Source organism: Pseudomonas sp. BP8 (genome assembly GCF_017875955.1).
Lineage (GTDB): Bacteria > Pseudomonadota > Gammaproteobacteria > Pseudomonadales > Pseudomonadaceae > Aquipseudomonas.
This window is the reverse complement of record NZ_JAGINK010000001.1, coordinates 4,072,917-4,097,063: the sequence shown is the minus strand read 5'-3', so window position 1 is coordinate 4,097,063 and position 24,147 is coordinate 4,072,917. Positions and strand designations below refer to the sequence as shown.

At 63.0% G+C, this 24,147-nt stretch carries 23 protein-coding genes; 6 read left to right on the top strand and 17 right to left on the bottom strand.

Annotation, left to right across the window (positions count from 1 at the left end; genetic code table 11):
- Nucleotides 1–32: 32 nt before the first annotated feature.
- From J3B00_RS17825 to J3B00_RS17815, 3 genes are read right to left on the bottom strand one after another with little or no spacing between them, the layout of a single operon-like run.
- Nucleotides 33–623 carry a TetR/AcrR family transcriptional regulator gene (locus J3B00_RS17825; RefSeq protein WP_209869531.1) on the bottom strand — a complete coding sequence of 197 codons (591 nt, stop codon included), beginning with the start codon at nt 621–623 and terminating at the stop codon, nt 33–35.
- A gap of 12 nt (nt 624–635) precedes the next feature.
- Nucleotides 636–1,484 carry a 3-hydroxybutyryl-CoA dehydrogenase gene (locus J3B00_RS17820; protein WP_209869528.1) on the bottom strand — a complete coding sequence of 283 codons (849 nt, stop codon included), beginning with the start codon at nt 1,482–1,484 and terminating at the stop codon, nt 636–638.
- Between the two features lie 13 nt (nt 1,485–1,497).
- Nucleotides 1,498–2,682 carry an acetyl-CoA C-acyltransferase family protein gene (locus tag J3B00_RS17815; protein ID WP_209869524.1) on the bottom strand — a complete coding sequence of 395 codons (1,185 nt, stop codon included), beginning with the start codon at nt 2,680–2,682 and terminating at the stop codon, nt 1,498–1,500.
- 168 nt (nt 2,683–2,850) lie between these two features.
- Here J3B00_RS17815 and J3B00_RS17810 point away from each other — a divergent pair, with 168 nt between their 5' ends.
- On the top strand, nt 2,851–3,867 hold the full coding sequence (locus J3B00_RS17810; protein ID WP_209869521.1) for an AraC family transcriptional regulator: 1,017 nt from the start codon (nt 2,851–2,853) through the stop codon (nt 3,865–3,867).
- Nucleotides 3,868–3,874: 7 nt separating this feature from the next.
- Here J3B00_RS17810 and J3B00_RS17805 read toward each other — a convergent pair whose 3' ends face one another.
- On the bottom strand, nt 3,875–5,401 hold the full coding sequence (locus tag J3B00_RS17805) for a catalase (protein ID WP_209869518.1): 1,527 nt from the start codon (nt 5,399–5,401) through the stop codon (nt 3,875–3,877).
- Between the two features lie 257 nt (nt 5,402–5,658).
- Here J3B00_RS17805 and J3B00_RS17800 point away from each other — a divergent pair, with 257 nt between their 5' ends.
- A complete protein-coding gene (locus J3B00_RS17800; protein ID WP_209869515.1) occupies nt 5,659–6,117 on the top strand; it encodes a nucleoside deaminase in 459 nt (152 codons plus the stop codon).
- Nucleotides 6,118–6,286: 169 nt separating this feature from the next.
- Here the strand turns inward: J3B00_RS17800 and J3B00_RS17795 are convergent, their stop codons facing one another.
- The 6 genes from J3B00_RS17795 to nikA all read right to left on the bottom strand — a co-directional run bounded on the left by J3B00_RS17795 (nt 6,287) and on the right by nikA (nt 11,727).
- Entirely contained in the window at nt 6,287–6,625 is a 339-nt protein-coding gene (locus J3B00_RS17795; protein ID WP_209869512.1) for a hypothetical protein, read from the bottom strand.
- 160 nt (nt 6,626–6,785) lie between these two features.
- The gene (nikE, locus tag J3B00_RS17790; RefSeq protein ID WP_209869508.1) at nt 6,786–7,598 is read right to left on the bottom strand and encodes a nickel import ATP-binding protein NikE; all 813 of its coding nucleotides are present in this window, start codon (nt 7,596–7,598) and stop codon (nt 6,786–6,788) included.
- The gene (locus J3B00_RS17785) at nt 7,595–8,365 is read right to left on the bottom strand and encodes an ATP-binding cassette domain-containing protein (protein ID WP_209869498.1); all 771 of its coding nucleotides are present in this window, start codon (nt 8,363–8,365) and stop codon (nt 7,595–7,597) included. The genes nikE and J3B00_RS17785 overlap by 4 nt, the downstream gene beginning before the upstream one ends.
- On the bottom strand, nt 8,366–9,211 hold the full coding sequence (gene nikC / locus J3B00_RS17780) for a nickel ABC transporter permease subunit NikC (RefSeq protein WP_209869494.1): 846 nt from the start codon (nt 9,209–9,211) through the stop codon (nt 8,366–8,368).
- Entirely contained in the window at nt 9,208–10,149 is a 942-nt protein-coding gene (gene nikB, locus J3B00_RS17775; protein ID WP_209869486.1) for a nickel ABC transporter permease subunit NikB, read from the bottom strand. Before nikB ends, nikC begins: the two co-directional genes overlap by 4 nt.
- Before the next feature lie 3 nt (nt 10,150–10,152).
- Nucleotides 10,153–11,727 (bottom strand): nickel ABC transporter substrate-binding protein, encoded by a 1,575-nt coding sequence (gene nikA / locus J3B00_RS17770; protein ID WP_209869485.1) that lies wholly within the window; start codon nt 11,725–11,727, stop codon nt 10,153–10,155.
- 86 nt (nt 11,728–11,813) lie between these two features.
- On the opposite strand from nikA, the gene nikR reads away from it, so the two are divergent.
- Complete coding sequence (gene nikR, locus J3B00_RS17765) at nt 11,814–12,221, top strand: nickel-responsive transcriptional regulator NikR (protein WP_209869484.1); 408 nt, start codon at nt 11,814–11,816, stop codon at nt 12,219–12,221.
- On the opposite strand, the gene J3B00_RS17760 is transcribed toward nikR, so the two are convergent.
- Nucleotides 12,211–12,768 (bottom strand): AAA family ATPase, encoded by a 558-nt coding sequence (locus J3B00_RS17760; RefSeq protein WP_209869481.1) that lies wholly within the window; start codon nt 12,766–12,768, stop codon nt 12,211–12,213. The two genes, nikR and J3B00_RS17760, sit on opposite strands and share 11 nt — an antisense overlap.
- A 437-nt stretch (nt 12,769–13,205) precedes the next feature.
- Here J3B00_RS17760 and J3B00_RS17755 point away from each other — a divergent pair, with 437 nt between their 5' ends.
- Together J3B00_RS17755 and J3B00_RS17750 are read left to right on the top strand one after the other, a co-directional pair.
- A complete protein-coding gene (locus J3B00_RS17755; protein ID WP_209869478.1) occupies nt 13,206–13,463 on the top strand; it encodes a hypothetical protein in 258 nt (85 codons plus the stop codon).
- Nucleotides 13,464–13,626: 163 nt separating this feature from the next.
- A complete protein-coding gene (locus J3B00_RS17750; RefSeq protein ID WP_209869473.1) occupies nt 13,627–13,914 on the top strand; it encodes a DUF3077 domain-containing protein in 288 nt (95 codons plus the stop codon).
- A gap of 84 nt (nt 13,915–13,998) precedes the next feature.
- Here the strand turns inward: J3B00_RS17750 and J3B00_RS17745 are convergent, their stop codons facing one another.
- The 5 genes from J3B00_RS17745 to uvrA all read right to left on the bottom strand — a co-directional run bounded on the left by J3B00_RS17745 (nt 13,999) and on the right by uvrA (nt 20,747).
- Nucleotides 13,999–14,556, bottom strand: coding sequence for a PqiC family protein (locus J3B00_RS17745; protein ID WP_209869471.1), 558 nt, complete (start codon nt 14,554–14,556; stop codon nt 13,999–14,001).
- A 17-nt stretch (nt 14,557–14,573) separates the two neighbouring features.
- A complete protein-coding gene (locus J3B00_RS17740; protein WP_209869468.1) occupies nt 14,574–16,226 on the bottom strand; it encodes an MlaD family protein in 1,653 nt (550 codons plus the stop codon).
- The gene (locus tag J3B00_RS17735; RefSeq protein WP_209869464.1) at nt 16,210–16,854 is read right to left on the bottom strand and encodes a paraquat-inducible protein A; all 645 of its coding nucleotides are present in this window, start codon (nt 16,852–16,854) and stop codon (nt 16,210–16,212) included. Before J3B00_RS17735 ends, J3B00_RS17740 begins: the two co-directional genes overlap by 17 nt.
- Nucleotides 16,851–17,447, bottom strand: coding sequence for a paraquat-inducible protein A (locus J3B00_RS17730; protein WP_209869460.1), 597 nt, complete (start codon nt 17,445–17,447; stop codon nt 16,851–16,853). The genes J3B00_RS17735 and J3B00_RS17730 overlap by 4 nt, the downstream gene beginning before the upstream one ends.
- 657 nt (nt 17,448–18,104) lie before the next feature.
- Nucleotides 18,105–20,747 carry an excinuclease ABC subunit UvrA gene (uvrA, locus tag J3B00_RS17725; RefSeq protein ID WP_209869431.1) on the bottom strand — a complete coding sequence of 881 codons (2,643 nt, stop codon included), beginning with the start codon at nt 20,745–20,747 and terminating at the stop codon, nt 18,105–18,107.
- Nucleotides 20,748–20,988: 241 nt separating this feature from the next.
- Here uvrA and J3B00_RS17720 point away from each other — a divergent pair, with 241 nt between their 5' ends.
- Nucleotides 20,989–21,453, top strand: a complete 465-nt coding sequence (locus J3B00_RS17720) for a hemerythrin domain-containing protein (protein WP_209869428.1) — start codon at nt 20,989–20,991, stop codon at nt 21,451–21,453.
- A 70-nt stretch (nt 21,454–21,523) separates the two neighbouring features.
- Here J3B00_RS17720 and J3B00_RS17715 read toward each other — a convergent pair whose 3' ends face one another.
- On the bottom strand, nt 21,524–23,713 hold the full coding sequence (locus J3B00_RS17715) for a TonB-dependent siderophore receptor (RefSeq protein WP_209869425.1): 2,190 nt from the start codon (nt 23,711–23,713) through the stop codon (nt 21,524–21,526).
- Nucleotides 23,714–24,147 lie beyond the last annotated feature (434 nt).

Genomic DNA, 24,147 nt, shown 5'->3' with positions numbered 1-24,147 from the left:
GCACCACCACTGGGCCAGTGCGTGAATGGGGATCAGGGCAGGCGCAAGGCTCGCTCGATCCCACCCAATAACAGGCTCTCCATTAACTCAAGCCCTTGAGTGTCCGGCAAGCCGCGCCCCTGCAACCACCCCGGCAGTTGATTGAGCAAAGTCGCCAGCACGTGCCCAGTCGCCGCCAGCGCTTCCCCCGACAACCGCGTCTGTGGTGCGATCAAGTGCAGCAAGCCGGCCTCATAACGCTTGCGCAATAGCGCCAGGCTGGTCTGCTGATGTTCGTCCAGGCAACACAGGTCGCGCTCGGCCAGGCGAAACTGCAATGGCCGCTCGGCATGCAAGTGCCAGTGCGCAGCAATCAGGCAGGTCAGCACCGGCTGGCCGCGCAACAGCGCCCGCCGGCCTTGCTCAAGGGTTGCCTGCTGCTCTTCGTACAACTCTTCGATCAGGTCGAAGAGCAGATCCTGCTTGCTCGCAAAGTGGTGATACAGCGAGCCGGGAGTCAGACCGACATGCGCCGCCAGCTCGCGCATGCTGACCTGGCCAAAGCCCTTTTCGGCGAACAGCGCCATGGCCTTGTCGCGCCGCTCTTCGAAGTTGGCACAGCGTAGGGCGGCGTTGACGGACATGGCGCGTACTCCTCAGTAGGTGAAGAAGCCGCGGCCGCTCTTGCGCCCAAGGTAGCCGGCGGCAACCATTTCCTTGAGCAGCGGCGCAGGGCGGTACTTGCTGTCGTTGAAGCCCTCGTGGAAGGCCTCCATGATCGCCAGCAGGGTGTCCAGGCCAATCAGGTCGGCCAACGCCAGTGGGCCAATCGGCTGATTGCAGCCCAGGCGCATGCCGGTGTCGATGTCTTCGGCGCTGGCCAAGCCTTCCTGGCGAACGAAGATCGCTTCGTTGATCATCGGCACCAGGATGCGGTTGACCACGAAGCCTGGGCGGTTGCCTGCGGTGATCGGTGTCTTGCCCAGCTTCTCGGTCACCAGCAGGGCTTGGGCGTAGGTGCTGTCGCTGGTCTGCAGGCCGCGGATGATCTCGACCAAGGCCATCATCGGCACCGGGTTGAAGAAGTGCACGCCGATGAACCGCTCGGGCTGCTCGATGCTGGCGGCCAGCTGGGTGACCGACAGCGACGAGGTGTTGGTGGCAATCAGGCAGTCGGCAGTGACATTGGCCGCCACCTGCTTGAGGATGCGCAGCTTGAGCTCGAGGTTTTCCGTGGCGGCTTCGATCACCAGTTGTGCGCTGCTCAGTGCCGAATACTCGGTGCTGGTGCGAATGCGCGCCCTGGCGGCTTCGGCCTTGGCGGCGTCCAGCGTGCCTTTGCTGACCTGGCGCTCGAGGTTCTTGGCCAGGGTCGCCACGCCGCGTTCCAGTGCGGCGTCGGAGACGTCGATCAGCAGCACTTGGTAACCGGCCACCGCACACACCTGGGCGATCCCGTTACCCATGGTGCCGGCGCCGATCACGGCAATGTGTTCAATGCTCACGTTGACTCGCTCCTCAAACGCGTTCGAAGACAACGGCGATGCCTTGGCCGCCGCCGATGCACATGGTGGCCAGCGCGTAGCGGCCCTGGATGCGCTGCAGTTCATGGATCGCCTTGGTGGCGATGATCGTCCCGGTAGCGCCCACCGGATGGCCGAGCGAGATGCCCGAACCGTTCGGGTTGACCTTCTCCGGGTCGAAGTCCAGTGCCCGGGCAACCGCGCAGGCCTGGGCGGCAAAGGCCTCGTTGGACTCGATCACGTCGAGGTCGCTGATGCTTAAGCCCGCTTTTTCCAGGACCTTCTGCGTGGCAGGAATCGGGCCCAGGCCCATCAGCGCAGGCTCGACCCCGGCGTGTGCGTAGGCCACCAGGCGTGCCAACGGCTTGAGGCCAAGACGGCGAACCGCGTCGCCGGTCGCCAGCACCAGACCGGCGGCGCCATCGTTGATCCCGCTGGCGTTGCCGGCGGTGACGCTGCCGTCTTTCTTGAACACCGGCTTCATCGCCGCCAGCTGTTCAGCGGTGACATCGCCGCGCACATGCTCATCGACCGAGAACTGCACGCTGCCCTTGCGGGTCTTCACCTCCAGCGGGACGATCTGGCTGGCGAAGCGGCCTTCGGCGATAGCGCGGGCGGCGCGCTGCTGGCTGCTCAGGGCCAGCTCATCCTGCATCTGGCGGGTGATGCCATGCTTGGCCGCGACGTTTTCGGCCGTGATGCCCATGTGGAAGTGTTCAAATGGATCGTGGAGCACGCCAACGGTGTAGTCGATGCCCTGCAGGTCGCCCATGCGCGCACCCCAGCGGGCCTGCTGCAGCAGGTAGGGGCCGCGGCTCATCGATTCGGCGCCGGCGGCCAGGGCCACGTCGGTGTCGCCCAGAAGCAGGCTTTGCGTGGCCGATACAATCGCTTGCAGGCCCGAGCCGCACAGGCGGTTGACGTTGAAGGCGGGGGTTTCCTTGGGGATCCCGGCGTTCATCGCCGCCACCCGGCTGAGGTAGGCGTCGCGTGGCTCGGTGGGAATCACGGTACCCATCACCACATGGCCGATCTGCTCGGCAGCCAGGCCCGAGCGCTCGATCGCAGCGCGGCTTACCGCCGTGGCCAGGTCAGCCAGTGGCAGGTCTTTGAGGGCGCCGCCGAAGCCACCAATGGCGGAACGGACGGCACTGACGACGTAGATTTCTGGGCTGCTCATGTGGGGCTCCGATTGCGAAAACATGGCGGGATGAGGCCTGGCTCTGCGAGAATGGCGGCCGTCTCCGATTGACACGAGTCTAGGCAAAGCCTGCGGCCCGGCCTATGTCGGATCTGCTCATTGAACCTGGCATTTTTTGCCACTCAACCCAGACAGCGAACCCCTGCCATGCGCGATAGCGATTCGGTCGCGGTGTACTTTCTCAACGCCATGTTGCACGCCCTGCGCGAACGGCCGCAGCTGCGCGATGAGCATTTACGTGCCGTCGGCATTGACCCGGCTGTGCTCGAGCAGGCCGAGGCGCGCGTGCCGGCCAAGGCCTTTGCGCAGCTTTGGCTGGTGCTGATCCATGCGCTCGACGATGAGTTCTTTTGCCTCGACCGACATGGCATGCCGCTGGGCAGCTTTGCCCTGATTTGCCGAGGGCTGATCCAGGAGCCAAATCTGGAAAAGGCCTTGCGGCAGTGCCTGGGCAACTTCGGCCTGTTTTTGCGCGATTTGCGCGGCAGCGTGAGCGTGCGCGGTGGGCGTGCGGTGATCAGCGTGCAGTCCTCGATCGAAGACCCATTGACTCGGGCCTATGCCGAGGAAACTTACTTGGTGCTGGTTGTCGGCTTGCTGTGCTGGCTGGCCGGTCGGCGCATCGTCATCGACCGCACCGAACTGGCCGTGCCGCGCCCGGCTCAGGAAGATGACACGCTGTTGTGGGGCGCGGACCTGCGCGTGGGCAGCGGGCGTACCGAAGTAGAGTTCGACAGCGCCTACCTGCGCCTGCCGGTGGTGCAGGACTTGCCCGCACTGAAGAGTTTCTTGCGTACCGCACCGCAAGGCCTGGTGATCCGTTTTCGCAACCAGAATGGCTTGGTGGCCGAGGTCTATCGGCACTTGCGCACGCGCCGCTACGGGCAGTGGCCGACGTTGACTGCCTTGGCGGTGTTGTTGGGCCGCAGTGCCAGTAGTTTCCGTCGCCAGTTGGAGCGCGAAGGGCGCTCGTATCAGCAGATCAAGGACGAGGTGCGCCGGGCCATGGCCTTCGAGCGCCTGCGTGAAGGCAGTTTGAGTATTGCCGAAATTGCCGAGCAGACTGGCTTTCAGGAGCCCAGCGCGTTTCACCGCGCGTTCAAGAAGTGGACGGGGCAGAGCCCGGGGAGTTACCGCTCGCACCTGATTAGCCGCGAGCGGTAAGCTTGACTCAGTCTTGCAGTGTCGCCGCCAGAGCCTTGACCCTTTGCAGGTCTGCGTTGGCGACCTTGGCCACGCCCGCGCCATAGTCGGCATCGGCCTTGTACAGGAACGACAGGATGATGTGCTTGCTGTCATCATCGGCCGCTGTCAGCGACTGGCCGAAGCTGTTGATCAGGTCGCGGCGGTCTTTGCTCGAGTACGCGCGGTACAACTCGCCCGCCTGTTTGAAGTTCTGGCTACGGGCGATGGCGTGTTGCTGGGTGCTGCCGGTCAGAGGCAAGGTGCTGGATCGCGATTCAGGCGAGGTGCTCAGGGGATGCAAACGGCTTGGCTGATAGTTGACCATTCCTTGGGTACGGCCAGAATTGGCCGCGCCATCCTGCAAGCCATTGTTGACGGCTGCCCGCGGCTGATTAATCGGCAAGCTCGCGCCGTTGGCCCCTACGCGGTACATCTGGGTGTCGGCATAGGAGAACAAGCGACCCTGCAGCAGGCGATCTTCCGACGGCTCGATCCCTGCTATCAGGTTCGACGGCGCCAGGGCGACCTGCTCGGTCTCTTGGAAGAAGTTGCCGACGTTGCGGTTGAGGGTCATCTGGCCAATCCGACGTTCGGGGACATCAGGCCAGATCTTGGTCGGGTCTAGCGGGTCGAAGTCGAAATCGCCAAGCTGCTCGGGACGTAGGGTCTGGATATACAGGTCCCACTTCGGATGTTCGCCACGGTCGATGGCGCTGACCAGGTCCGCAGTCATGTGGTTGAAGTCCTTGGCCTGGATTTTCTCGACCGCCTTAGGGTCGAGGTTCTCGCGGCCTTGCAGGGTCTTCCAGCGAAACTTCACATAAGTTGCCTCATCCTGGGCGTTGACGAATTTGTAGGCGTGCACACTATTGCCGTCCATATGTCGGTAGCTTTTCGGTGTGCCTTCGTTGGAGTACAGCAGGGTCAGGGTGCGGGTAGCCTCGGGCATGTGCGAGAACAGGTCGAAACGGCGTGCGTCATTGCCAAGATTGTTGCGTGGATCGGGCTTGAAGGCATGGACCATGTCGGGGAACTTGATTGCATCGCGAATGAAGAAGGTCGGGAAGTTGTTGCCCACCAAGTCCCAATTACCCGTGCTGGTATAGAAACGGGTGGCGAAACCGCGCGGGTCGCGCAGGGTTTCTGGCGAGTGCAGACCGTGTACTACCGAGGAAAAACGCACAAACACCGGGGTGCGCTCACCTGGGGTAAATAGCGGCGCGCGGGTCAGTGCAGAAAGGTCTTCAAAGGCGATGAATTCGCCATGGGCGCCGGTACCACGGGCGTGCACCACTCGCTCGGGAATACGCTCGCGGTCAAACCGCTGCAGCTTCTGGATCAGGTGCACGTCCTGCAACATTACCGGGCCGTTGGCACCGGCGGTTTGGGCGTTCTGGTCATCGCCGACCGGCGCGCCATTGGCGCGGGTCAGCGACGCGGCCTGCAGGCTGTTGCTGGCGAGCAAGACGGCGCAGAGTAGGGTGGCCAGGTGCAGGGGGCGTAACGTTGGCATTGGGGTAGACCCTTGTTGGATGGGGCTGCAATGCTAAGTATGATTTTTCACCCCTACCGCCCGTGTGCTCAGCGCGTGCTGTGCGATTTTTCGCCGCTGCGTGTCAGGCCGACACCATTGGCCTCCTGCCAATTCCGCGCATTGCCAGGAGACCAATGGTGCCATTCAGGCGGCCACTGCACGGCATCCAATCTCTTCATTTCAGCTCGGGCGCCGTAGCCGGGATAATGCGGTTTCAGCATCAGGAGTACCGATCAATGTCCAACGAACAGTTCATGCGCGAAGCCCTCGACCTGGCCCGCGCCAATATCCACGCCGGCGGCCGGCCGTTTGGCGCCGTACTGGTGTACCAGGGGCAGGTCCTGGCGCGCGCCGTCAACGAGATCCACAGCACCCAGGACCCGACCAGCCACGCTGAAATGCAGGCCATCCGCAAGGCCGCGCAAGCGCTCGGTCAGGCACGCCTGGACGGTGCTGAAATCTTCGCCAGCGGCCATCCGTGCCCGATGTGCCTGGCTGCAATGCACCTGTGCGGCATCAAGCGAGCGTGGTTTGCCTACGACAACAGCGAAGGCGAGCCCTTTGGCCTGTCGACTGCCGAAGTGTATGCGCAGATGGCTCGGCCGCCCCAGCAGCAGAGCCTGCCGCTGCGCTCGCTGAAACCCGCCGGCGAGGCGCATCTTTACCAAGAGTGGCAGCAGGCGACGAAGTCCTAACTGACAGGCATTGGGTCAGCGGCCGGTCCTGCCGGTATCAATCCCAGGCCGGCGAGGGAAGGGGATCAGTATGGCGGGCGGGGGCTAAGGTGATACAGCCCCGTTGACGCATGTGTGCTTTGACTGAAAAGCAAAAGTCAGCGTTCCAGGCGATCCCCTGGTGGACCCCTCAGAGCCTTACCGTACTCACGGTGATGTAACCCTTGTCGGGCACCGCGATGCGAATCACCGTCTCGTCATCCGGCACCTTGCGCTTGATCTTGATCTGCACGCCATCCACCGCTGCGGCACGCATATGATTGCGAATGGCCCGGCCAGTGGAGTCGAAGAAGGCTTCGCTGGCCAGCAGTTCGATGCGTTCGATCAGCTGGCGTGTGTGTTCGTCGGTGGCGCAGAAGAACAGCACCCCGGACAGGTGCGGGTCGTCGTCGGGGTTGCATATATCGTGGGCCAGCAGTTGGCGCAAGGTGTGGCGCAGCTCGGTGGTGCATTGATACTGGGAAAACATGGCGATGCCTCCTCTGCAACAGGTAGCTGCCAGACCACAGCGGGCTGGCGGCCGAAATGTCATCCAGTGGCGATCATGTTTTCGCAGGGTGGCAGGAGCAAGTAGGGCGATTCTGTTACCGCTGTGGGAATTTTCTTAATGAGTTCACCGGTAGGGGCAATCACACAGGCTGTGGGCGACGCAAAGGCTTTGGCGCAGGCCTGCCCGGCAACACCGCCGCTTGCAGATCCTTGCCTACCTGATGCTCGAACACCAACCCCTCATCGACCACCCGGTCCTCGACGATCTTGCCTGCGTCCAACACCACCACACGCTGGCAAAAATAACTCACCAGGCTCAGGTCATGGCTGATCAGCACAAACGCGGTACCGCTCTCTCGGCGTAACGCATCCAGCCGTTGCAACAGCTGCAACTGCAGCACCCGATCCAGATTGGACAAAGCTTCGTCGAGCACCACCAACTGCGGCGAGATCGCTAGCGCCCGAGCAATATTGGCGCGTTGCAACTGGCCGCCACTCAGCTGTTGCGGCAGACGCTCGGCGTGCTCGGCGCGCAAACCCATCTGTTCGAGCAATTGCAGCACCCGATCACGGCGCGCCGCCGGGTTCATGTCGCTCAGGTGACGCAGCGGCTCGGCGATGCTCCAGCCGATCGTGCGCTGCGGGTTGAACGCGCTGGGCGCATCCTGGAACACCAGCTGCACGGCACGCTGAAAGTCCCGCGCCGGCTCGCCGCGTAACTGGCTGACATCCTTGCCGGCAAAGCACACCTGACCCCGGGTCGGTCGCTCCAGGCCAAGCAGCAGCCTGGCGAGGGTGCTCTTGCCGCTGCCGCTGCTGCCCAGCAGGCCGATTGACTCGCCCGCCATCAGTTGCAGGTCGATGCCATCAAGCACTGGTAGCCAGCCGCGCCTGCGCAGGAGGCCACCGGTGCGATAGCCGTGGTCGAGATGGTGCACCTGAAGCAGGCTCATGGGTGACTCCCGGTCAGTATTCGATGGGCTTCGAGCAAGGTCTGCGCGCTGCTGCTCAGGGGATTGTCGAACAGCGCCTCGGCGCGCTGGCGTTCGACAATACAACCGGCCTCCATTACTACTACCTGCTCGGCGCAACGGGCCACCACGCCCATGTCGTGGGTGACCAACAGCACGCCCAGCCCATGCCGGTCGACCAATGTCATCAGCAGGTCGAGAAAACGCGCTTGGCTCAGGGCGTCGAGGTCACTGGTCGGTTCATCCGCCAGCAGAAACGGGCTCTCGGCCATCAGGGCCAGGGCAATCATCATGCGCTGCAGCATGCCGCCACTGAGCTGGAAGGCGAACGATTCGAGCACCCGCTGGCGGTCGCCGAGGCCGACCGCGTCCAGGCAGTCTTCCATCCGCTGGCGAGCGGCGGCGCCGCTGATGCCGCGCAGTTTCAACGTCTCCAGGCCATGGCTGGCCATGCTGCGCACTGGGTTGAAGGCGCTGCGCGGGTTCTGCAGGACCAGACTGGCCAGGCCACCGCGAACCTGCGCCGGGTCGATCAACTGGCCATCCAGGGTCAGTTCACCGGCCGTGCGCAGCAGCCCCTGCGGCAGCAGATCAAGCATGCCCAGGCAACTGAGCGACTTGCCTGAGCCGCTGCTGCCGACCAATGCGCAGACTTCGCCACGGCGTAGTTGCAGGTCTACCCCACGCACCAACGGGCCTGCTCGCCCGTTGATCTGCAGGCCGCGGATTTCCAAGCATGAAGCAGCCACTTAGCGCGTCTCCTGGGTCGGGTCGAGGCGGTCGCGCAAGGCGTCGCCAAGCAAGTTGAAGGCCATCACCGAGAAAAAGATCATCAGCCCCGGCAGCAGCAATAGCTGCGGATGGGTCCAGATGAACTCCTTGGCATCGTTGATCATTACCCCCCATTCGGCGGTCGGCGGAGTCACCCCAAGGCCCAGGAACGACAGCCCGGAGACGTGCAGCATCATGTGGCCGATGTCCATGGTGGCCAACACCAGCAACGGCCCGGCGATGTTCGGCAGTACATGCTGGCGCAGGCGGCTCCAGCGCGAGGCGCCGGCCAGGCGCGAGGCCAGCAGGTACTCGCGGCCGCGCTGGGCGATGACCAGACCACGCACCATGCGCGCGTACCAGGCCCAGTGGGAGAGGGCGATGGCCAGTATCACATTGCTCAGGCCAGTGCCCAGCAGGGTGACGAAGAAAAACGCCAGGACCAGGGTCGGGAAGGTCATGAACATGTCGCACAGACGCATCAGCAGCAGGTCGAGCTTGCCGCCGACGAAGCCCGCCACCCCCCCGATGAGCAGCCCCAGGGCCAGCACCAGGGCCAGCGTCAGCATCACGCTGCCCAGCGACAGCCGGGTCCCGACGATCAGCCGCGAGAGCAGATCACGGCCCAGGTGATCGGTGCCCAGCCAATGGCTGGCGTTGGGCGCGAGGAGGCGCTGGCCGAGATCGACCAGGTCCGGATCGTGCGGGGCCAGCCACTGGCCGAATAGCGCCAGGAGCACCAGCAGGCCGACCAGGACGCTGCCCAGCAGCAGGCTGTAGTTGCCTTTCAGTGGGGTCTGGCGAAGGAGGGCTACCACACTCATGCACTGACCCCCTGCAGACGGCTGCGTGGGTCGAGCCAGGCATAGCAAACGTCCACCACCAGGTTGCACAGCATGAGCAAGCCGGTCAGCAGCAAGGTGAAGCACTGCATTACCGGGAAGTCACGATTGAGAACCGCCGACACTGCAAAACGGCCGACACCCGGCCAGGCAAAGATGGTCTCGATCACCAGCGCGCCGCCGATCAGCTCGCCAATGTGCATGCCGGTAGCGGTTACCAGCGGCAGCCAGGCATTGCGCAGGATATGCCCGCGCCAGACGCGCCGCTCCGGCAGGCCACGGGCCCGGGCGTAGGTGACATGGCGCTGGCCGCTGGCTTCGAGCAGGCTGGCACGCAGCAGCCGGGCATTGATCGACATCGACATCAGGGCGATCGCCAGCACTGGCATGACCAGGTGCCCGGCGCTGCCACGGCCAAGCGGAGGCAGCCAGCCGAGCCACAGCGAGAACAGCGCGATCAGCACAAATGCCAGCCAGAAATTGGGCATGGATACGCCAAGAAACGTCACTGCGCGCACCGCATGATCGGGCCAGCGGCCCTGCCAGCGGGCGGCGATCAGCCCCAGCGGAATTGACAGCAACAGGGTGCAGGCGAGGGCCAGGCCACCCAGTTGCAGGGTCGCGGGCAGGTAGTACAGCAGGTCGTCGAGCACCGGCCGACCGGTCAGGTAAGAGATACCAAAATCCAGCTGCAGGGCATTGCACAGCCAGCTCCAGTACTGCACGTACAGCGGGCGATCGAGGCCCAGCGCCTGGCGGACTTCGGCGATGGCAGTGTCTGTCGGCGGGATATGCGACAGGCGCAGGTAGTCCAGTGCCGGGTCGGTGCTGCCCAGGTGCAGCAGCACGAATACCAGCAGCGACACCGCCAGCATCACCGGCACCAGTAACAGCAGGCGCAGAAGGATATAGCGCAGCATCGGTCAGTGCTCCCGGGTCGGTGTCATGGTTTCGAACGGCACGTCGAACAAGGTGCTGCCGAACTTCACGTTGCCCACGGTATTGCGGCGCACGCTGATCGCCGTGAGGTACGAAATCGGCAGGTAGACAGCTTGTTCGTGCAAGGTTGTGAGGATGAAGCGGTACTGCGCGGCACGTTGTTGTTCGTCGGTACTGGCCAATACCTGGGCGATGCGCTGGTCCAGCTCGTCCTTGATGGCCAGGCCGCGTTGCGCCATGTAGTCGGCGTGGCCGGCATAGCGCATGGAGCTGACGAACGAGTGCGGGTCGTAGGGCGCGCCCCAGGTGTCGGCGAAGATCATGCCGAAGTCACCGTCGCGCTGGCGTCGCACCAGCGCGCCATCCTCGACGGCGCGTAGCTCGATCTTGATACCGAGCTTGGCCAGCTCGCCTTGGAACACTTCGGCGAGGCTCTTCTGCAAGGCGCTGGTGCCGAGGAACACCAGTTCGATCGACAGCGGCTCGCTGTTTTTGCTGCGCACCGAAGCGCCCGCGGCGAGCGTCCAGCCAGCGCGGTCCAGTTCGTCGGCGGCGAGGGCAGGGTCGTAGGCGTAGGGCTTCAGGCCGAGGTCGGCGTAGGGCATGTTGGGCGCGAACAGGGTGTCGGCACGGGGCTCCAGGCCGTAGAGGATCTTGTCGATGATCGCCTGTTTATCCAGCGCGTGGTTGATGGCCTGGCGTACCGCCAGCTCGCGGGTCGGGCCACGGCCGGTGTTCATTGCCAGGGTGCGGGTGGCCAGCGGGGCAGACAGCGCAGTGGCGAAACCGTGCTCGCGCAGGCGCACGAAGGTGCCAGCGGTGATCTCGCCAGCGGCGCCCTGGATCAGCTCCAGTTCGCCAGCTTGCAGGGCTAGCGCGCGGCTGTTGGGGTCGGGGATGACCTTGACCAGGACTTCGCCGTAGGCGGGTTTCGGCCCCCAATAGTCAGGGTTGCGGGCGAAGCGATCAAACTCGCCGAGGCGGCTCTCGACGCGCATCCACGGGCCGGTGCCGGCGGGTTGTCCGGGTTTTGCCAGGGGCGAGGCAAAGCGCAACGGGCGGACCTGGGCCAGCTCCATCAACGTCGGGTAATACGGATGCTTGAGCACCAGGCGCAGGGTCAGCCGGTCGGGCGCTTCAACGTGGTCGAGGGTGGTCACCAGCTCCATCCAGCGGTGGCGCTGGCTGTTGGCCAGGACTGCATCGAGGTTGGCCTTGGCGGCCAGCGCGTCGAACGGCGTGCCATCGCTGAAGCGCACGCCATCGCGCAGGGTGAAGGTGTAGCTCTTGCCATCGTCGGAGATCTGCCACGCGGTGGCCAGCCAAGGCTGCAGTGATCCGTCTGCGCTGTAGCGCACCAGCGGTTCATAGACCATGGCCTGGGCGTACATCTGGTTCGGCGCATAGCCGCGTGGGTCGAGCGGGCCGGCGTTGACCGGCCACGAATAGACCAGCGTCGGGCTTGGCCCGGTCTCGCTGGCGGCGTGCGTGCACAAGCTGGCGGCCAGCAGGCATAGGCCCCAGAGGGCGGGCTTTCGTTTGTCTGGCTGCTGCTTCACACTGCGTCCCCCACTTCACGGAGGCCGTAGCCTAGAGAGGGGTGGGTATGATGTCTAGGCAGAAACTTCTTACTGGAAGTAACAAAATGCAACGGATTACCGTCACGCTGGATGAGGAACTGCTCGACGTTATTGATCGGCGGGTGGCAGAGCATGGTTACCAGGGGCGTTCGGAGGCGATTCGTGATCTGCTGCGCAATGGCCTGCAGGCATGCGAGCCCTTGGCCGAGACGGCGCCATGCGTGGCGGTGTTGAGCTATTTGTATGATCACGAGACCCGCGAGTTGCCCAAGCGCCTCAACCAGACCTTCCATGCCCACCACGACCTGACCCGCTCGACCTTGCATGTGCACTTGGATGCCGGGCATTGCCTTGAAGTATCGGTGCTGCAGGGGGCCAGTGGCGAGGTGGTCGAGTTGTCGCGGCAGTTGATGTCGGAGCGTGGGGTGGAGCATGGCCATGTGCAGGTCATGCCAGCGCCGGTCAAGGGTTAGCGGCTGGGCTGTTGCTGAGCAGTCCTTTTGCCACCGATGTTGCGCTAGGCAACCCATCGAGAAACGCTGATATCTGCTTGTTGCCCCGCAGGTGCACCACTGGAATCTGCGGCCCGATGGCCAAGCGATTCGCCTCGATGCCGGGCCGATAACCGCGATCAAAGGTCCAGACAAACTGCAGGAACGCCCGGTCCAGTTTTTCGCTGCAGCCCACCGGCAGATCAGCCCGTGGCCGGTTCAGCACACTGCGCAGAATGACCCGCCTGAGGCAGGTGACACGCGGTGTGCCGAGCCAGATGACCAGGTCCGCCCGCGGCAGCCTCAGGTCGAACGTGCGCCGCGAATAATTGCCCTCGCAGACCCAGGCCTCTGCCGCCACGGCGCTGCGCACCCGGGTGCGGAATGTCTCGGCATCGGGCTCCACCCAGCCCGGCTCCCAGAACAGCCGGTCCAGATGGATTACCGGCAGATCGAGGCGTTCGCCGATGGCGCGGGCCAGGGTCGACTTGCCGCTGCCGGCGTTGCCGAGAATCACGATGCGTTGCATGAGCGCGTCCTTGCTGCAAAACCGGCAATGGTAAAGGGGCGGGCTGGAAGTGAGAAGCTTTGGCTCTTGGCTGTAGAGCCGCGGCCGGCATAGGGCGCGCAGATGCATCGTTTTTTGTCTTATTAGCCATCGGTCCTACGGGTATGGATCAGATTTTCCCTATACCTTGTAGTCCATTTCCGAATCATCCTTTTACCGCGGTTATGCCATTGCAAGTGCTCTTGAGTGCGTCCTAGTCTCTGCCGGTCGTTGCCTTCAACGACCGGCTTTGACAGGCCGTCCAATCTCTAGAACACGTGCACGTCTATGGCGGTGGTACGTGGGGCACCTCGCGTGCGCCGAGTTTTCTAGAGTCCTCGGTCTGTCAACCCACGTATCACTGCCACCCACCTGTTTGACGGCAGGCTGATGGCGGTCCACTGACTCTAGAGGTGTACATGTTGAAGATCGTCCCCGATCCACCCCATTCCAATCCTCTTCCTCAATCCCTTGAAGACACGCTGGTCCAGGCCTCGGAGTTCGTGCTCTGTGCCTATGCCGTCGCCCATCAATCGATGTTGTTACTGGCCAAATCGCCGGGCTCGATCATGCTGCTGACCGTCATGCACGAACTGCAGTCGGTTCGCGCGCTGGTGGAGTCGGCGTTGGCGCAGGTGCAACTGCGAGATCAGGCGCAGATGCATACGCTGCATTGACTGGTTTCTTACCTTAACGAAGAGGTGTTAGTGAGGACCCTGGGGGCTGCTGCGCAGCCCATCGCAGGACAAGCCAGCTCCTACAGGATTTGTGCCGATTTCAAGCACGGCGCCGAACCTGTAGGAGCCAGCCCAGACACCAAAAAAACCAAGAGGATTGAACATGCACAATGAACCGCCAGTAGTCATTGGCAGACTGGGCTGGACCGTAGGCGCAGCAACCTGCCTGGACGGAGTCGTCGAAGGCAAACGACTGTTCCGGGTCGAAGCCGGCAACTGTTGCGATCACGCCCTGGAGCAAGCCTCCGTGCTGCTCGACAGCGCCCGTCGCGCCTCATTCATCGGCGTCATGGAGAACGACGCCGTATTGGTATGGGCTTCGCACTTCCTCAGCGAAATGGCCAAGGCGCTGATGGATGATGCGCATATGGGATTGAACAAGAACGTCTAGCGTGTCGCTCTCGACAGGCACTCCCTCACTTGGCCAGTGCCTGTCACGCCAACTCACTAGGCGCCGAACTAAACTTCAAACACCTTACTGCGCCGCTTGAGCACCAGGCTCAGGGCACGCCCACGGACTCACCCGAGCCGCGTGGTTGATCTGCCTGGCCAGCTCCTTGATGTTGCCCTGATGCGCACTGACCACGTCATCGATCGCGGCACCGGCAGGGGTCTGCAGCACAGTGCGGCAATTCAGCGTTGCGCCGCCGCCGCGCAGGCGCCACTTGGCATCGATCAGGGCGTACTGGCCAGGCACCGAGTCGAAACGCTGGACGATGATACGCACCGACGTCCTGCGCGCCGTATCGGCGCTATACAGCTGCTCGGCCAGCGCACTGCGCAGTTCGTCAGCCAGGCTCGCGCCCCACCACTGGGTTTCGAGAATAGCCAGGCCGCTGGCGCCCTGGCGAATGACGATCTGCGCCCGGTCGACTTGCGGCGGTACGCTGACGCTTTCGATGTCGATCTCGCTACCCACAGCATGCCGCGCGACGTCGGTGGGGGTGAGGGTATGAAATGCGATCGGATCACTACGGCACGCACTCAGTATCGACAGGGTCATCAGCGCGATGAATTTCAGGCGGCATGTCATGCTGTTCGCTCCTGCGCTCAGTTGCGGGGCGGGCCTTGCAGGTCGATCGGCGCCGCGTTGTTGGGTCGGCCGCGGATCAGCGACTCCGGGTTGCGTCCAAGATAATCGGAGAGTTCTCGCAACGAGCGCGACATGCGTCCAAGCTCGTCGAGGGTCTCGCTGAGTTTCTCCCGTTGCGGCGAGTCTTCGGCCAACGTAGAGCTGGCCGCTTGCAGGGTCTTGCTGACGTCCGCCAGGGTGGTCTGCACACTGGGCAGGGTGCGGCTGTTGAACTGGGTCAGGCCCTTGCGCAACTCAAGCAGGTTGCCGTCAAGGTTGCTGGCAATGCGCTCCACCGGCAGTTTGTTGATTTTTTCGACCATTGCCTGCAACTGCTCCTGGAGCATTTCCAGGCTGCCCGGCAAGGTGGGAATGGCGATGGGCCTGGCATTGAGGTCGAAGTCCACTTTGGGCGCTTTCGGGAAGAAGTCCAGGGCAATGTACAGCTGGCCGGTGAGCAGGTTGCCGTTGCGCGCCTGGGCGCGCAGGCCGTTGTCGACGAAGGTGCTGAAAATGTGCGCAGTGGCGGCGATGTCGTCGGGGTTGTGGTTGAGCGCCTTGAGCAGTTTTTTGTGCGCCTGGCCGAGACGTTGCGGATAGACCACGATGCCAACGTTGATCGGAAAACTGCGCTTGACCTCGTCGAAGTCGAGATTGACTGAGACCACCTTGCCAATCTCCACGCCGAGAAACTCGACCGGCGCATCGACCTTCAGTCCGCGCATGGCCTGGTCGAAGCGCAGGGTCAGGTATTGCGCGCGGCCGTTGGGTGGGGCCAGTGCACCTTGCTGGTCGGCGAACAGCTCGAAGGTCTTGTCTTCCGCGGCTACGGTGTCGTTGGGGCTGTAGTCCGGTGCCCGGAAGGCGATGCCGCCGACCAGCAGTGTGGTCAGCGATTCGGTCTTTACCGCAAAGCCGTTGGCGCCCACGTTGACGTCGATACCGCTGGCGTTCCAGAAGCGGGTGTTGTCAGTAACGTAGGCATCGTTCGGGGCGTGAATGAACACTTCGATGTTGACCCCTTTGCCATCGGCATCCAGTGCATACGCCACCACCTGGCCGACCGGGATCTTGCGGTAGTACACCGGCGAGCCGATATCCAGCGAGCCGAGGTCCTGGGTGTGCAAGGTGAAGCGCTTGCCGGGCTCGCCATAGGTGATCGGTGGCGGGTTTTCCAGGCCCTTGAAGTGCTTGGCACGGCTGTTCGATTGGCCGATGTCGGCGCCGATGTAGTCGCCGGAGAGCAGTGTGTCGATGCCCGAGACGCCACCTGCGCCAATGCGCGGGCGCACCACCCAGAACTGCGAGTCTTCGCGAGTGAAGCCTTCGGCCTGTTTGTCCAGTTTCACTGTGGCGTTGACGCTGCGTTGGTCATCGCTCAGTTCGACATGGGACACGTGGCCGATCACCACGCTGCGGTATTTGACTTCGGTCTTGTTCGCGGTGAGGCCGCTGCCAGTCTTGAAGTTGAGGGTAATGGTCGGGCCTTCCTGCAGCGTGTTGTGAATCACCAGCGAGATGCCCACCAGCACCGCAACAATTGGCACGATCCATACCAGCGAAACGCTGAAACGGCGCGTCTTGATCTCCGGACGGGCAGGTTCGCGGGGTGTATCAGGGCTGGCTGACATCGTCCGTGGACTCCTCCGAGGATGGTGCTGGCCAGATCAGCCGAGGGTCAAAGCTCATGGCTGCGAGCATCGTCAACACCACCACCATGCCAAAAAACAGAATGCCCGGGCGCGGTTCGATATCGCCCAAGGCCTGGAACTTCACCAGCGCTGCGACCAGGGCCACCACCAGCACATCGAGCATAGACCAGTAGCCGATCAGCTCGACGAAGCGGTACAGCTTCGAGCGCTCCTTGCACGCCCAGGCACTGCCGCGCTGGACTGTCACCAGCAGCAGCGAGAGGGCGACGAACTTGACCCCCGGCACGGCGATACTGGCGACGAAGATGATCAGGGCAATGTCCCATGCCCCATGCTCCCAAAATTCCAGCACGCCGCTCATGATGGTGCTGTCGGCGGCGTTGCCGAGCATGGTCGTATTCATCACCGGCAGCAGGTTGGCCGGCACGTAGAAGGCCAGCGCGGCCAGCAGGTAAGCCCAGCTGCGGGTCAGTGAATTGACCTTGCGCCTGTGCAGCGGGGCGTCGCAGCGCGGGCAATGCTGCGGCTGCTGGCGCATGTCGCAGGCCAGCCCGCAACTGTGGCACAGGCACAGGTCGAGCTCGCTGGCGGTTGGCGGGCGGCTCACAGGATCTCCCACAGGTCGCGGATGTCGCGCCCGGCGATGCGGATCAACAACAGGCTGAGCACCGCCAGGGCGAACAGGCCCAGGCCGGGTAGCACGTCGAGCATCCCGGCCAGTTTGAACACCGCGACCATGGCCCCGAGCAGGCACACTTCAAGCATGCTCCAGGGCCGCAACGTCTCCAGCCAGCGCATGCAAAGCTTGAAGCCTGGGGCGCGGCGGTCGGCCAAGGCAAAGCTCAGGACCCAGATGAGCAGGGTCAACTGGAAAGCGGGGGCGATGATGATCGAGATTGCCGCGACCATGGCCATGAAGGTTATCGGCCCTTGGCTCAGTGCCAAGACCGAGTCCCACAGCGTGGCGCTGTTTTTCAGGCCCTGCAGGCTGATGCTCATGACGGGATAGAAGTTGGCGAACAGCCACAGCACTGCCGCCGTGAGGCTCAACGCCAGGCGCTGGTCTACCGCCAGGCCGTTGTAGCGCTGGAGCACGCCTGCGCAACGCACACACAGGGCTTTCTGATGCTTGGCGAGCGGGGCTTTCTGGTACACACAGTCGCAGTGCTCGCAGATGATCAACTGGGCGGTGCTGGCCATGGTCGCCCTCGACGCAGGCGTGGGTGGGCTGGGTTCAGTGAATATAGAAGTGGTGGCTCAATCGGCAACTTTTCAGTGGGCTTTTATCGCGGGGAGTGCGTCCCTATTGCGTGGGTTGCTCAAGGCTTGGGGGTGCTTTGCGCCCCTTTTCGACTGGTCCGGCGCCCCGACTTGCCCCGCGAAGAGGCCAGTCCAGCCACCGTGGTGGATGGCACCGGCTTCGCCGGTTTCGCGGGGCAAGCCCGCTCCTACAGGATTTCGCTATATCAATGAGTTAGCGTCAGTTCTACTAGTGATGCGGTGAAGAACAACGTCGGCAACCCCGCCGCATACCCTGTAGGAGCGGGCTTGTCCCGCGAAGCGGCCAGTCCAGCCACCGTGGTGGATGGCACCGGCTTCGCCGGTTTCGCGGGGCAAGCCCGCTCCTACAGGATTTCGCTATATCAATGAGTTAGCGTCAGTTCTATTAGTGATGCGGTGAAGAAAACGTCGGCAAACCCGTCGCATACCCTGTAGGAGCGGGCTTGTCCCGCGAAGAGGCCAGGCCTGCCACCGTGATGTATGACACCGGCGCTGCCGGTTTCGCGGGGCAAGCCCGCTCCTACAGGTTTGTGCTAAATCAATGAGTTAGCGTGAGTTGGGAGAGGGCTGCCGCCATCAGTTCAGCGCGCTCTGCAAAAACGGCGCCGTGCGGCTCTGGCCAGACTTCGCTACATCCTCGGGCACACCGCTGACCACCACCTTACCGCCGGCAGTCCCTGCCCCCGGCCCGATATCGATCACCCAATCACTCTGCGCCACCACCCGCATGTCATGTTCAACCACCACCACGCTATGTCCGCCATCGACCAGGCGGTTGAGCTGTAGCAGCAGCCGATCGACATCCTGCGGGTGCAGGCCATTGGTCGGCTCGTCCAGTACATACAGCGTCGCGCCGCGGGCACTGCGTTGCAGTTCAGTCGCCAGCTTGATCCGCTGCGCTTCACCGCCCGATAACTCGGTAGCCGGCTGGCCGAGGCGCAGGTAGCCGAGGCCGATGTCCTGCAGCACCTGCAAACTGCGGCGGGTCGCAGGCTGTTCGGCAAATGCCTGCAGGGCCTGGTCGACGGTCATACCCAGCACATCGGCGATGGTCATCCCTTGCCAGGTCACGGCCAGGGTTTCGGGGTTGTAGCGGGCGCCGTGGCAGGTGGGGCAGGGTGCATACACACTGGGCATGAACAACAGTTCGACGCTGACAAATCCCTCGCCCTCGCAGGTTTCGCAGCGGCCCTTGGCGACGTTGAACGAGAAACGCCCGGCATCGAAGCCCTGCGCCTTGGCCTGGTCGGTGGCGGCGAACAGTTTGCGCACGTGATCGAACAGCCCGGTGTAGGTGGCCAGGTTGGAGCGCGGCGTGCGCCCGATGGGCTTCTGGTCGACCTTGACCAGGCGTTTGAGCGAGGCCAGCCCGGCGACGATCTGGCCGCTGCTGGTTGCTTGCGGTTGGTCTTCCAGGCTCTGCTCTTCCGGTTCGGCAGTCTGCTCGGGCTGGCCGAGGTGGGCGCCGACCAGTTCCAGCAGGGCCTGGCTGACCAGGCTGGACTTGCCAGAGCCGGAAATACCGGTCACGGCGGTGAAGCAGCCCAGCGGAAACTGCGCGTCGAGGTTATCCAGGTTATTGCGGGTGATGCCTTCCAGGCGCAGCCAGTCCTGCGCGGCTCTGGGCTGGCGTGGGGCAGATGCCTGGTCATTGAACAGGTAGGCGCGGGTGCGCGACTGCTCGATCTGTGCGAGGCCAGCAGGCGGGCCGCTGTACAACACCTGCCCGCCATGCTCGCCGGCGGCGGGGCCCACGTCGACCAGCCAGTCGGCGCGGCGCATGGTGTCCAGATCATGCTCGACGACGAACACCGAATTGCCGCTTTGCTTGAGCCGCTGCAGGGCGGCATACAGCGCTTCGCTGTCGGCGGGATGCAGGCCGGCCGAGGGCTCATCGAGTACATAGATGACGCCGAACAGCTGTGAATTGAGCTGGGTGGCCAGGCGCAGGCGCTGCAACTCGCCCGAAGACAGGGTCGGTGTGCTGCGCTCCAGCGCCAGGTAACCCAGGCCGAGATCGATCAGGGTATTGATGCGCTCCAACAGTTCAGCGGCGATACGCTGGGCGGCCAGGCGCTTTTCCAGCGACAGGTTGGGCGTGTGGCGCACATCCGGGCCGCCGCTGTGGGCCGGCTTGCCCTTGGCCGCGCGTTGCTGGCGCGCCTCGCGGGTCTGTTGATGGGTGAGCGTCGCACCGCTTTCGTCTGGGTGCTGCAGGTACGCCGGTGCGGCGACGGCGCGCAGGACTTCGGCCAGGTCCTGCAAGGGCAACTGCGACAGTTCGGCGATGTCCAGCTCGGCAAAGGTCACGCTCAACGCTTCGCGTTTCAGGCGTTTGCCGGCACACAGCGGGCAGGGGCTGGGGCGCATGTACTGGGCGACGCGCTTGCGCATCTGCGCGCTCTGCGAGTGCATGAACGTGTGCAGCACGTAACGTCGCGCGCCACTGAACGTGCCTTGGTAGCTGGGTTCGAGCTTGCGTTTGAGCGCAGTGCGGGTCTGTGCCGGGGTGAGGCCGGCGTACACCGGCACTGTCGGGGTTTCTTCGGTGTAGAGAATCCAGTCGCGCTGTTTTTGTGGCAGGTCGCGCCAAGGGATGTCGACGTCATAGCCGAGGGTCACGAGGATGTCGCGCAGGTTTTGCCCCTGCCAGGCCATCGGCCAGGCCGCCACTGCGCGCTCGCGAATGGTCAGCGACGGGTCGGGGACCATGGTGGCCTCGGTCACTTCATAGACCCGTCCCAGGCCCTGGCACTCCGGGCAAGCGCCCTGCGGAGTATTGGCCGAGAAGTCTTCGGCATACAGCATCGGCTGGCCGGCCGGGTAACTGCCGGCGCGCGAATAGAGCATGCGGATCGAACTCGACAGGGTGGTGACGCTGCCGACCGAAGAGCGTGCGCTGGGCGTGCCGCGTTGCTGCTGCAAGGCCACGGCCGGCGGCAGACCTTCGATGGCGTCCACGTCCGGTACGCCGACCTGGTCGATCAGGCGCCTGGCGTAGGGCGCAACCGATTCGAAATAGCGGCGCTGGGCTTCGGCGTAGATCGTGGAAAAGGCTAGCGAGGATTTGCCGGAGCCGGAAACACCGGTGAACACCACCAGCGCGTCGCGCGGGATATCGACATCGACGTTCTGCAGATTGTGCTCACGGGCGCCACGCACCCTGACGAAGCCGGATTGCTGCGGCTGGCTGGGGAAGGGCTTGGCGCGGGAGGGCATGACGTTGTCCTTGAGGGGAAAGGTTCTACCTTAGCGCGTTCTTAAGTGAACAGCATTAGGGCTTGCCCGGCGAAGAGGCCGGTCCGGCCACGGTGGTGGATGGCACCGCCTTTCGAAGGTGCGCTGCGGGCGGAGCAGACGCAACTCGTCAGCCGACCGTCAACGCTGTTGAACCTCGCCCACAGCATCTGACTCCACCACTGGCAAGTCCCTGTTTAAACCGGTACTGATGAGGTGCTGAATGAACGCTATCGAACTGCTGGTCAATGACCACAAGACCGTCAAGAAGCTTCTTGAAGAACTGTCCGCGACGACCGAACGCGCCCTGAAGAAGCGCGCCGAGCTACTGGCGCGCCTGGAACATGAGCTGCAGGTGCATACCGCCATCGAGGAAGACATCCTCTACCCGGCGTTGAAGCAGGCCGGCGACAAGGAAGACGCCAAGATGTATTACGAAGCCAAGGAAGAACACCGCACCGTCGACGCCTTGGTGCTACCTGACCTGCTGCACACTCAACCCGATACCCTGGAGTTTTCCGGGCGGGTGAAGGTGCTCAAGGAACTGCTCGAGCATCACATTGAGGAAGAGGAGAGTGAGCTGTTTCCGCGGGCCAAGGAGTTGTTCGACAAAGCGATGCTGGACAAGCTCGGGCAGGCGATGCAGGCCCAGAAGAAGCTGCTCAAAGGCGATCGGCGGGCTGCCTGAGTAGGCGTATCGAGGTCGCTGGAGGATTCCAGCGCTGCGCGTCCTTGCGCAGGCGGGCAGGGTGTAGGAATCAGAAGCTGTATTTGGCGGTCAGCATCATGTTGCGCGGGTTGCCATAGGTATCGCCGCCGTACTGCCACGAATTGGAGATGGACGAGTAGTACTTCCGATCAAAGATATTGTTGGCGTTGAGCTGCAGGTCCAGGTGCTGGTTTACGCGGTAGCCGGCCATGAGGTCGGTGACCGCGTAGGCGCCCTGTTCAAGCCGGTAGTTGCTGCCGTCCGCCACCTCGAAATCGTTGTACATGCGGCTCTGCCAGTACACGTTACCGCCAATGCGCAGCTTCTCCAGCGGGCCTTGGAAGTGGTAAGTGGTGGACAACTTGAACAGGTGCTCAGGCGTATCCGAGTCGTACTTCTGGTTGACCTTCTCCGGGTTGGCGGCATCCTTGATCGTGTGCAGGCGGGCGTAGGTATAGCCGGCGCCAATCTGCCAGTTGTCGGTCAGGGCGCCCTGCAATTCGAGGTCGATACCCTGGCTGCGGATTTCACCCGAGGCCTCGTAGCAGGAAAGCTGCGGGCAGTTCTCTACGAATATCTGCGTTGCACGGTTTTCCTGGTCTACTCGGAACACGGCCATGCTGGCGTTCAGGGCGCCGTCGAAGTACTCGCCTTTGATACCGATCTCGTAGTTCTTGCCCACGATCGGCTTGAGCGGTGAGCCCGAGGTGTCCTTGGAGGTTTGCGGGGTGAAGATGTCGCTGTAGCTCAGGTAGACCGAGTGATGTTCATCCAGTTCGTAGACCAGGCCGGCGTACTTGGTCACGTTGCGGGTGACTTTGTAGTCCGAAGCGTCATCGCCGCCATGCAGGTCATAGTCGTACCAATCGAGACGGCCACCCAGGATCAACTTCAGCGGGTCGGCCAGGCTCAGACGGGTCGTCATGTACACGCCATCCTGGGTGATGACATCGCGGATGTCGTCTGTGCGAACGAAGTCTGGCTTACCGCCATTGAGTGGCCAGTTGGTGTCATACGGGCTGTAGTCGTGCTCGGTCATATCGACCATGCGTCGACTCGCCCCGACCACCAGTTCATGGGTGCGTCCGAACGCTTGAAACGGGCCACTGGCAAAGGCGTCCACGCCTGCCTGTTTCTGATCGTAGGAGGCTTGGTAGACGGTCCGGCCCAGTGATTGATCCTGCGCCCAACGCGACTGATAGGAGCCCGAGAACAGGGCATCCTGCTCGGTGTAGTTGGCGTTGACCTGCAGCTTCCAGTCGTTGGCCAGACGCTGGCGAACTTCGGCGAACACGGTGTTGTTTTCCTGGTCTTTGTTCTCCCAGTCAGTGCCTGGGTTGTACGACCGCGGCAGGTCGAGGTGATGGCCGTCAAGGCCGACCATCGAGGCACCCCAGAAGTAATTGGTCTTGTCCTTTTGATTGGAGAAGCCAAAGGTCAGGGTCGTGTCCTCGCCCAGGTCTGCCTCGGTGACTGCGTAGAACAGGCCGTGATTTTCTTCGACGTTGTCGATGAAACTGTTGCTGTCGTTGTAGGACGCCACCACTCGCCCGCGCAGGGTGCCGCTGTCGTTGAGCGGGCTGGAGGCGTCGATCTCGCCGCGGTAGTTGTCCCAGCTGCCAGCGGCGCCGGTGAGGGTGACTTTCTGCTCGGCCAGCGGACGCTTGCGAACAAAGTTGATAGCCGCCGACGGGTTGCCGGAACCTGTCACCAGGCCGGTCGCCCCGCGCACCACTTCAACCCGATCGAACATCGCCAGGTTGGGCTGCGCCCCGATTACCCAGCCGGTATAGCCCGTGGGGATGCCGTCGTACATCAGGTTGTCGATGTCGAAGCCCCGCGCTGAGTAGGCTTGCCGGCCAGGGCCGCTGGATACATCAAGAAACAGCCCGGGGGTCGCCTTGACCACATCGTTGACGCTGGTCATTGCCTGGTCATCCATGCGCTGGCGGGTGATCACGGTTACCGCTTGCGGCGTCTCGCGCATGCTCATGGGCAGTTTGGTCGCGGTCGACATGGAGCCCGTGGTGTACGAGCGGGTGCCCTCAGTGGTGCTGCCCAGCGCGTCGGAACTGACCTCGATGGCACCGAGTTCCATGACTGCTGGGTTCGCTTGCGCCGCTTCCTTGGGCTTTGCGGCATCGTCAGCCATTGCCGGGGCCATCGTGGCCATGCAGATAGCAGCTGCCAGTAAATTGCGTGAGGGGCTGAAGCGGCGTTGCGAAGAGGGGCGCGACATGAGCAGCGGTTCCTGACCAATTGATAGCAAATAATTCTGCGTCTGAGAATGATTAGCAATTAGTGTGTCAGGATTTGTCGCAGCAAAAAAGACCAGCGCGCCAATTTTTTTGATGAATTTTTCACATTTGTGATGCAAATGGATGGTTTTTAGAGCTGGCTGGACGCCTGTGAGTGGCGATTTTGGCATTTTCGCGGGCAAAAGCAGCACCGCCCTCTGTGGCAAATTCTGTCCTGCACCAAACCTAAAAGTGAGCGCGATCGCTGTGGGAGCGGGCTTGTGTCGCGAAATGAGGGCGAAGCCCTCACCAGCTGACTCACAACCAAAAAAATTCCCAATGCGGGTAATCGCCAGTTGTCCTTACCAGACCTGCACGGTTGTTTGGCGCAATTGGAGAGATGAACCCAAGGTAGCCGTGACCGGATTGCAGTGGG

Coding starts and splice junctions, on each gene's coding strand:
- nikR (WP_209869484.1), top strand. CDS start 11,814: ATGCAACGGATTACCGTCACGCTGGATGAGGAACTGCTCGACGTTATT.
- J3B00_RS17795 (WP_209869512.1), bottom strand. CDS start 6,625: ATGTTTTCCCAGTATCAATGCACCACCGAGCTGCGCCACACCTTGCGC.
- J3B00_RS17805 (WP_209869518.1), bottom strand. CDS start 5,401: ATGCCAACGTTACGCCCCCTGCACCTGGCCACCCTACTCTGCGCCGTC.
- J3B00_RS17800 (WP_209869515.1), top strand. CDS start 5,659: ATGTCCAACGAACAGTTCATGCGCGAAGCCCTCGACCTGGCCCGCGCC.
- J3B00_RS17755 (WP_209869478.1), top strand. CDS start 13,206: ATGTTGAAGATCGTCCCCGATCCACCCCATTCCAATCCTCTTCCTCAA.
- J3B00_RS17745 (WP_209869471.1), bottom strand. CDS start 14,556: ATGACATGCCGCCTGAAATTCATCGCGCTGATGACCCTGTCGATACTG.
- J3B00_RS17715 (WP_209869425.1), bottom strand. CDS start 23,713: ATGTCGCGCCCCTCTTCGCAACGCCGCTTCAGCCCCTCACGCAATTTA.
- nikC (WP_209869494.1), bottom strand. CDS start 9,211: ATGAGTGTGGTAGCCCTCCTTCGCCAGACCCCACTGAAAGGCAACTAC.
- J3B00_RS17825 (WP_209869531.1), bottom strand. CDS start 623: ATGTCCGTCAACGCCGCCCTACGCTGTGCCAACTTCGAAGAGCGGCGC.
- J3B00_RS17740 (WP_209869468.1), bottom strand. CDS start 16,226: ATGTCAGCCAGCCCTGATACACCCCGCGAACCTGCCCGTCCGGAGATC.
- J3B00_RS17730 (WP_209869460.1), bottom strand. CDS start 17,447: ATGGCCAGCACCGCCCAGTTGATCATCTGCGAGCACTGCGACTGTGTG.
- J3B00_RS17815 (WP_209869524.1), bottom strand. CDS start 2,682: ATGAGCAGCCCAGAAATCTACGTCGTCAGTGCCGTCCGTTCCGCCATT.
- J3B00_RS17720 (WP_209869428.1), top strand. CDS start 20,989: ATGAACGCTATCGAACTGCTGGTCAATGACCACAAGACCGTCAAGAAG.
- uvrA (WP_209869431.1), bottom strand. CDS start 20,747: ATGCCCTCCCGCGCCAAGCCCTTCCCCAGCCAGCCGCAGCAATCCGGC.
- J3B00_RS17750 (WP_209869473.1), top strand. CDS start 13,627: ATGCACAATGAACCGCCAGTAGTCATTGGCAGACTGGGCTGGACCGTA.
- J3B00_RS17810 (WP_209869521.1), top strand. CDS start 2,851: ATGCGCGATAGCGATTCGGTCGCGGTGTACTTTCTCAACGCCATGTTG.
- nikE (WP_209869508.1), bottom strand. CDS start 7,598: ATGAGCCTGCTTCAGGTGCACCATCTCGACCACGGCTATCGCACCGGT.
- nikB (WP_209869486.1), bottom strand. CDS start 10,149: ATGCTGCGCTATATCCTTCTGCGCCTGCTGTTACTGGTGCCGGTGATG.
- J3B00_RS17760 (WP_209869481.1), bottom strand. CDS start 12,768: ATGCAACGCATCGTGATTCTCGGCAACGCCGGCAGCGGCAAGTCGACC.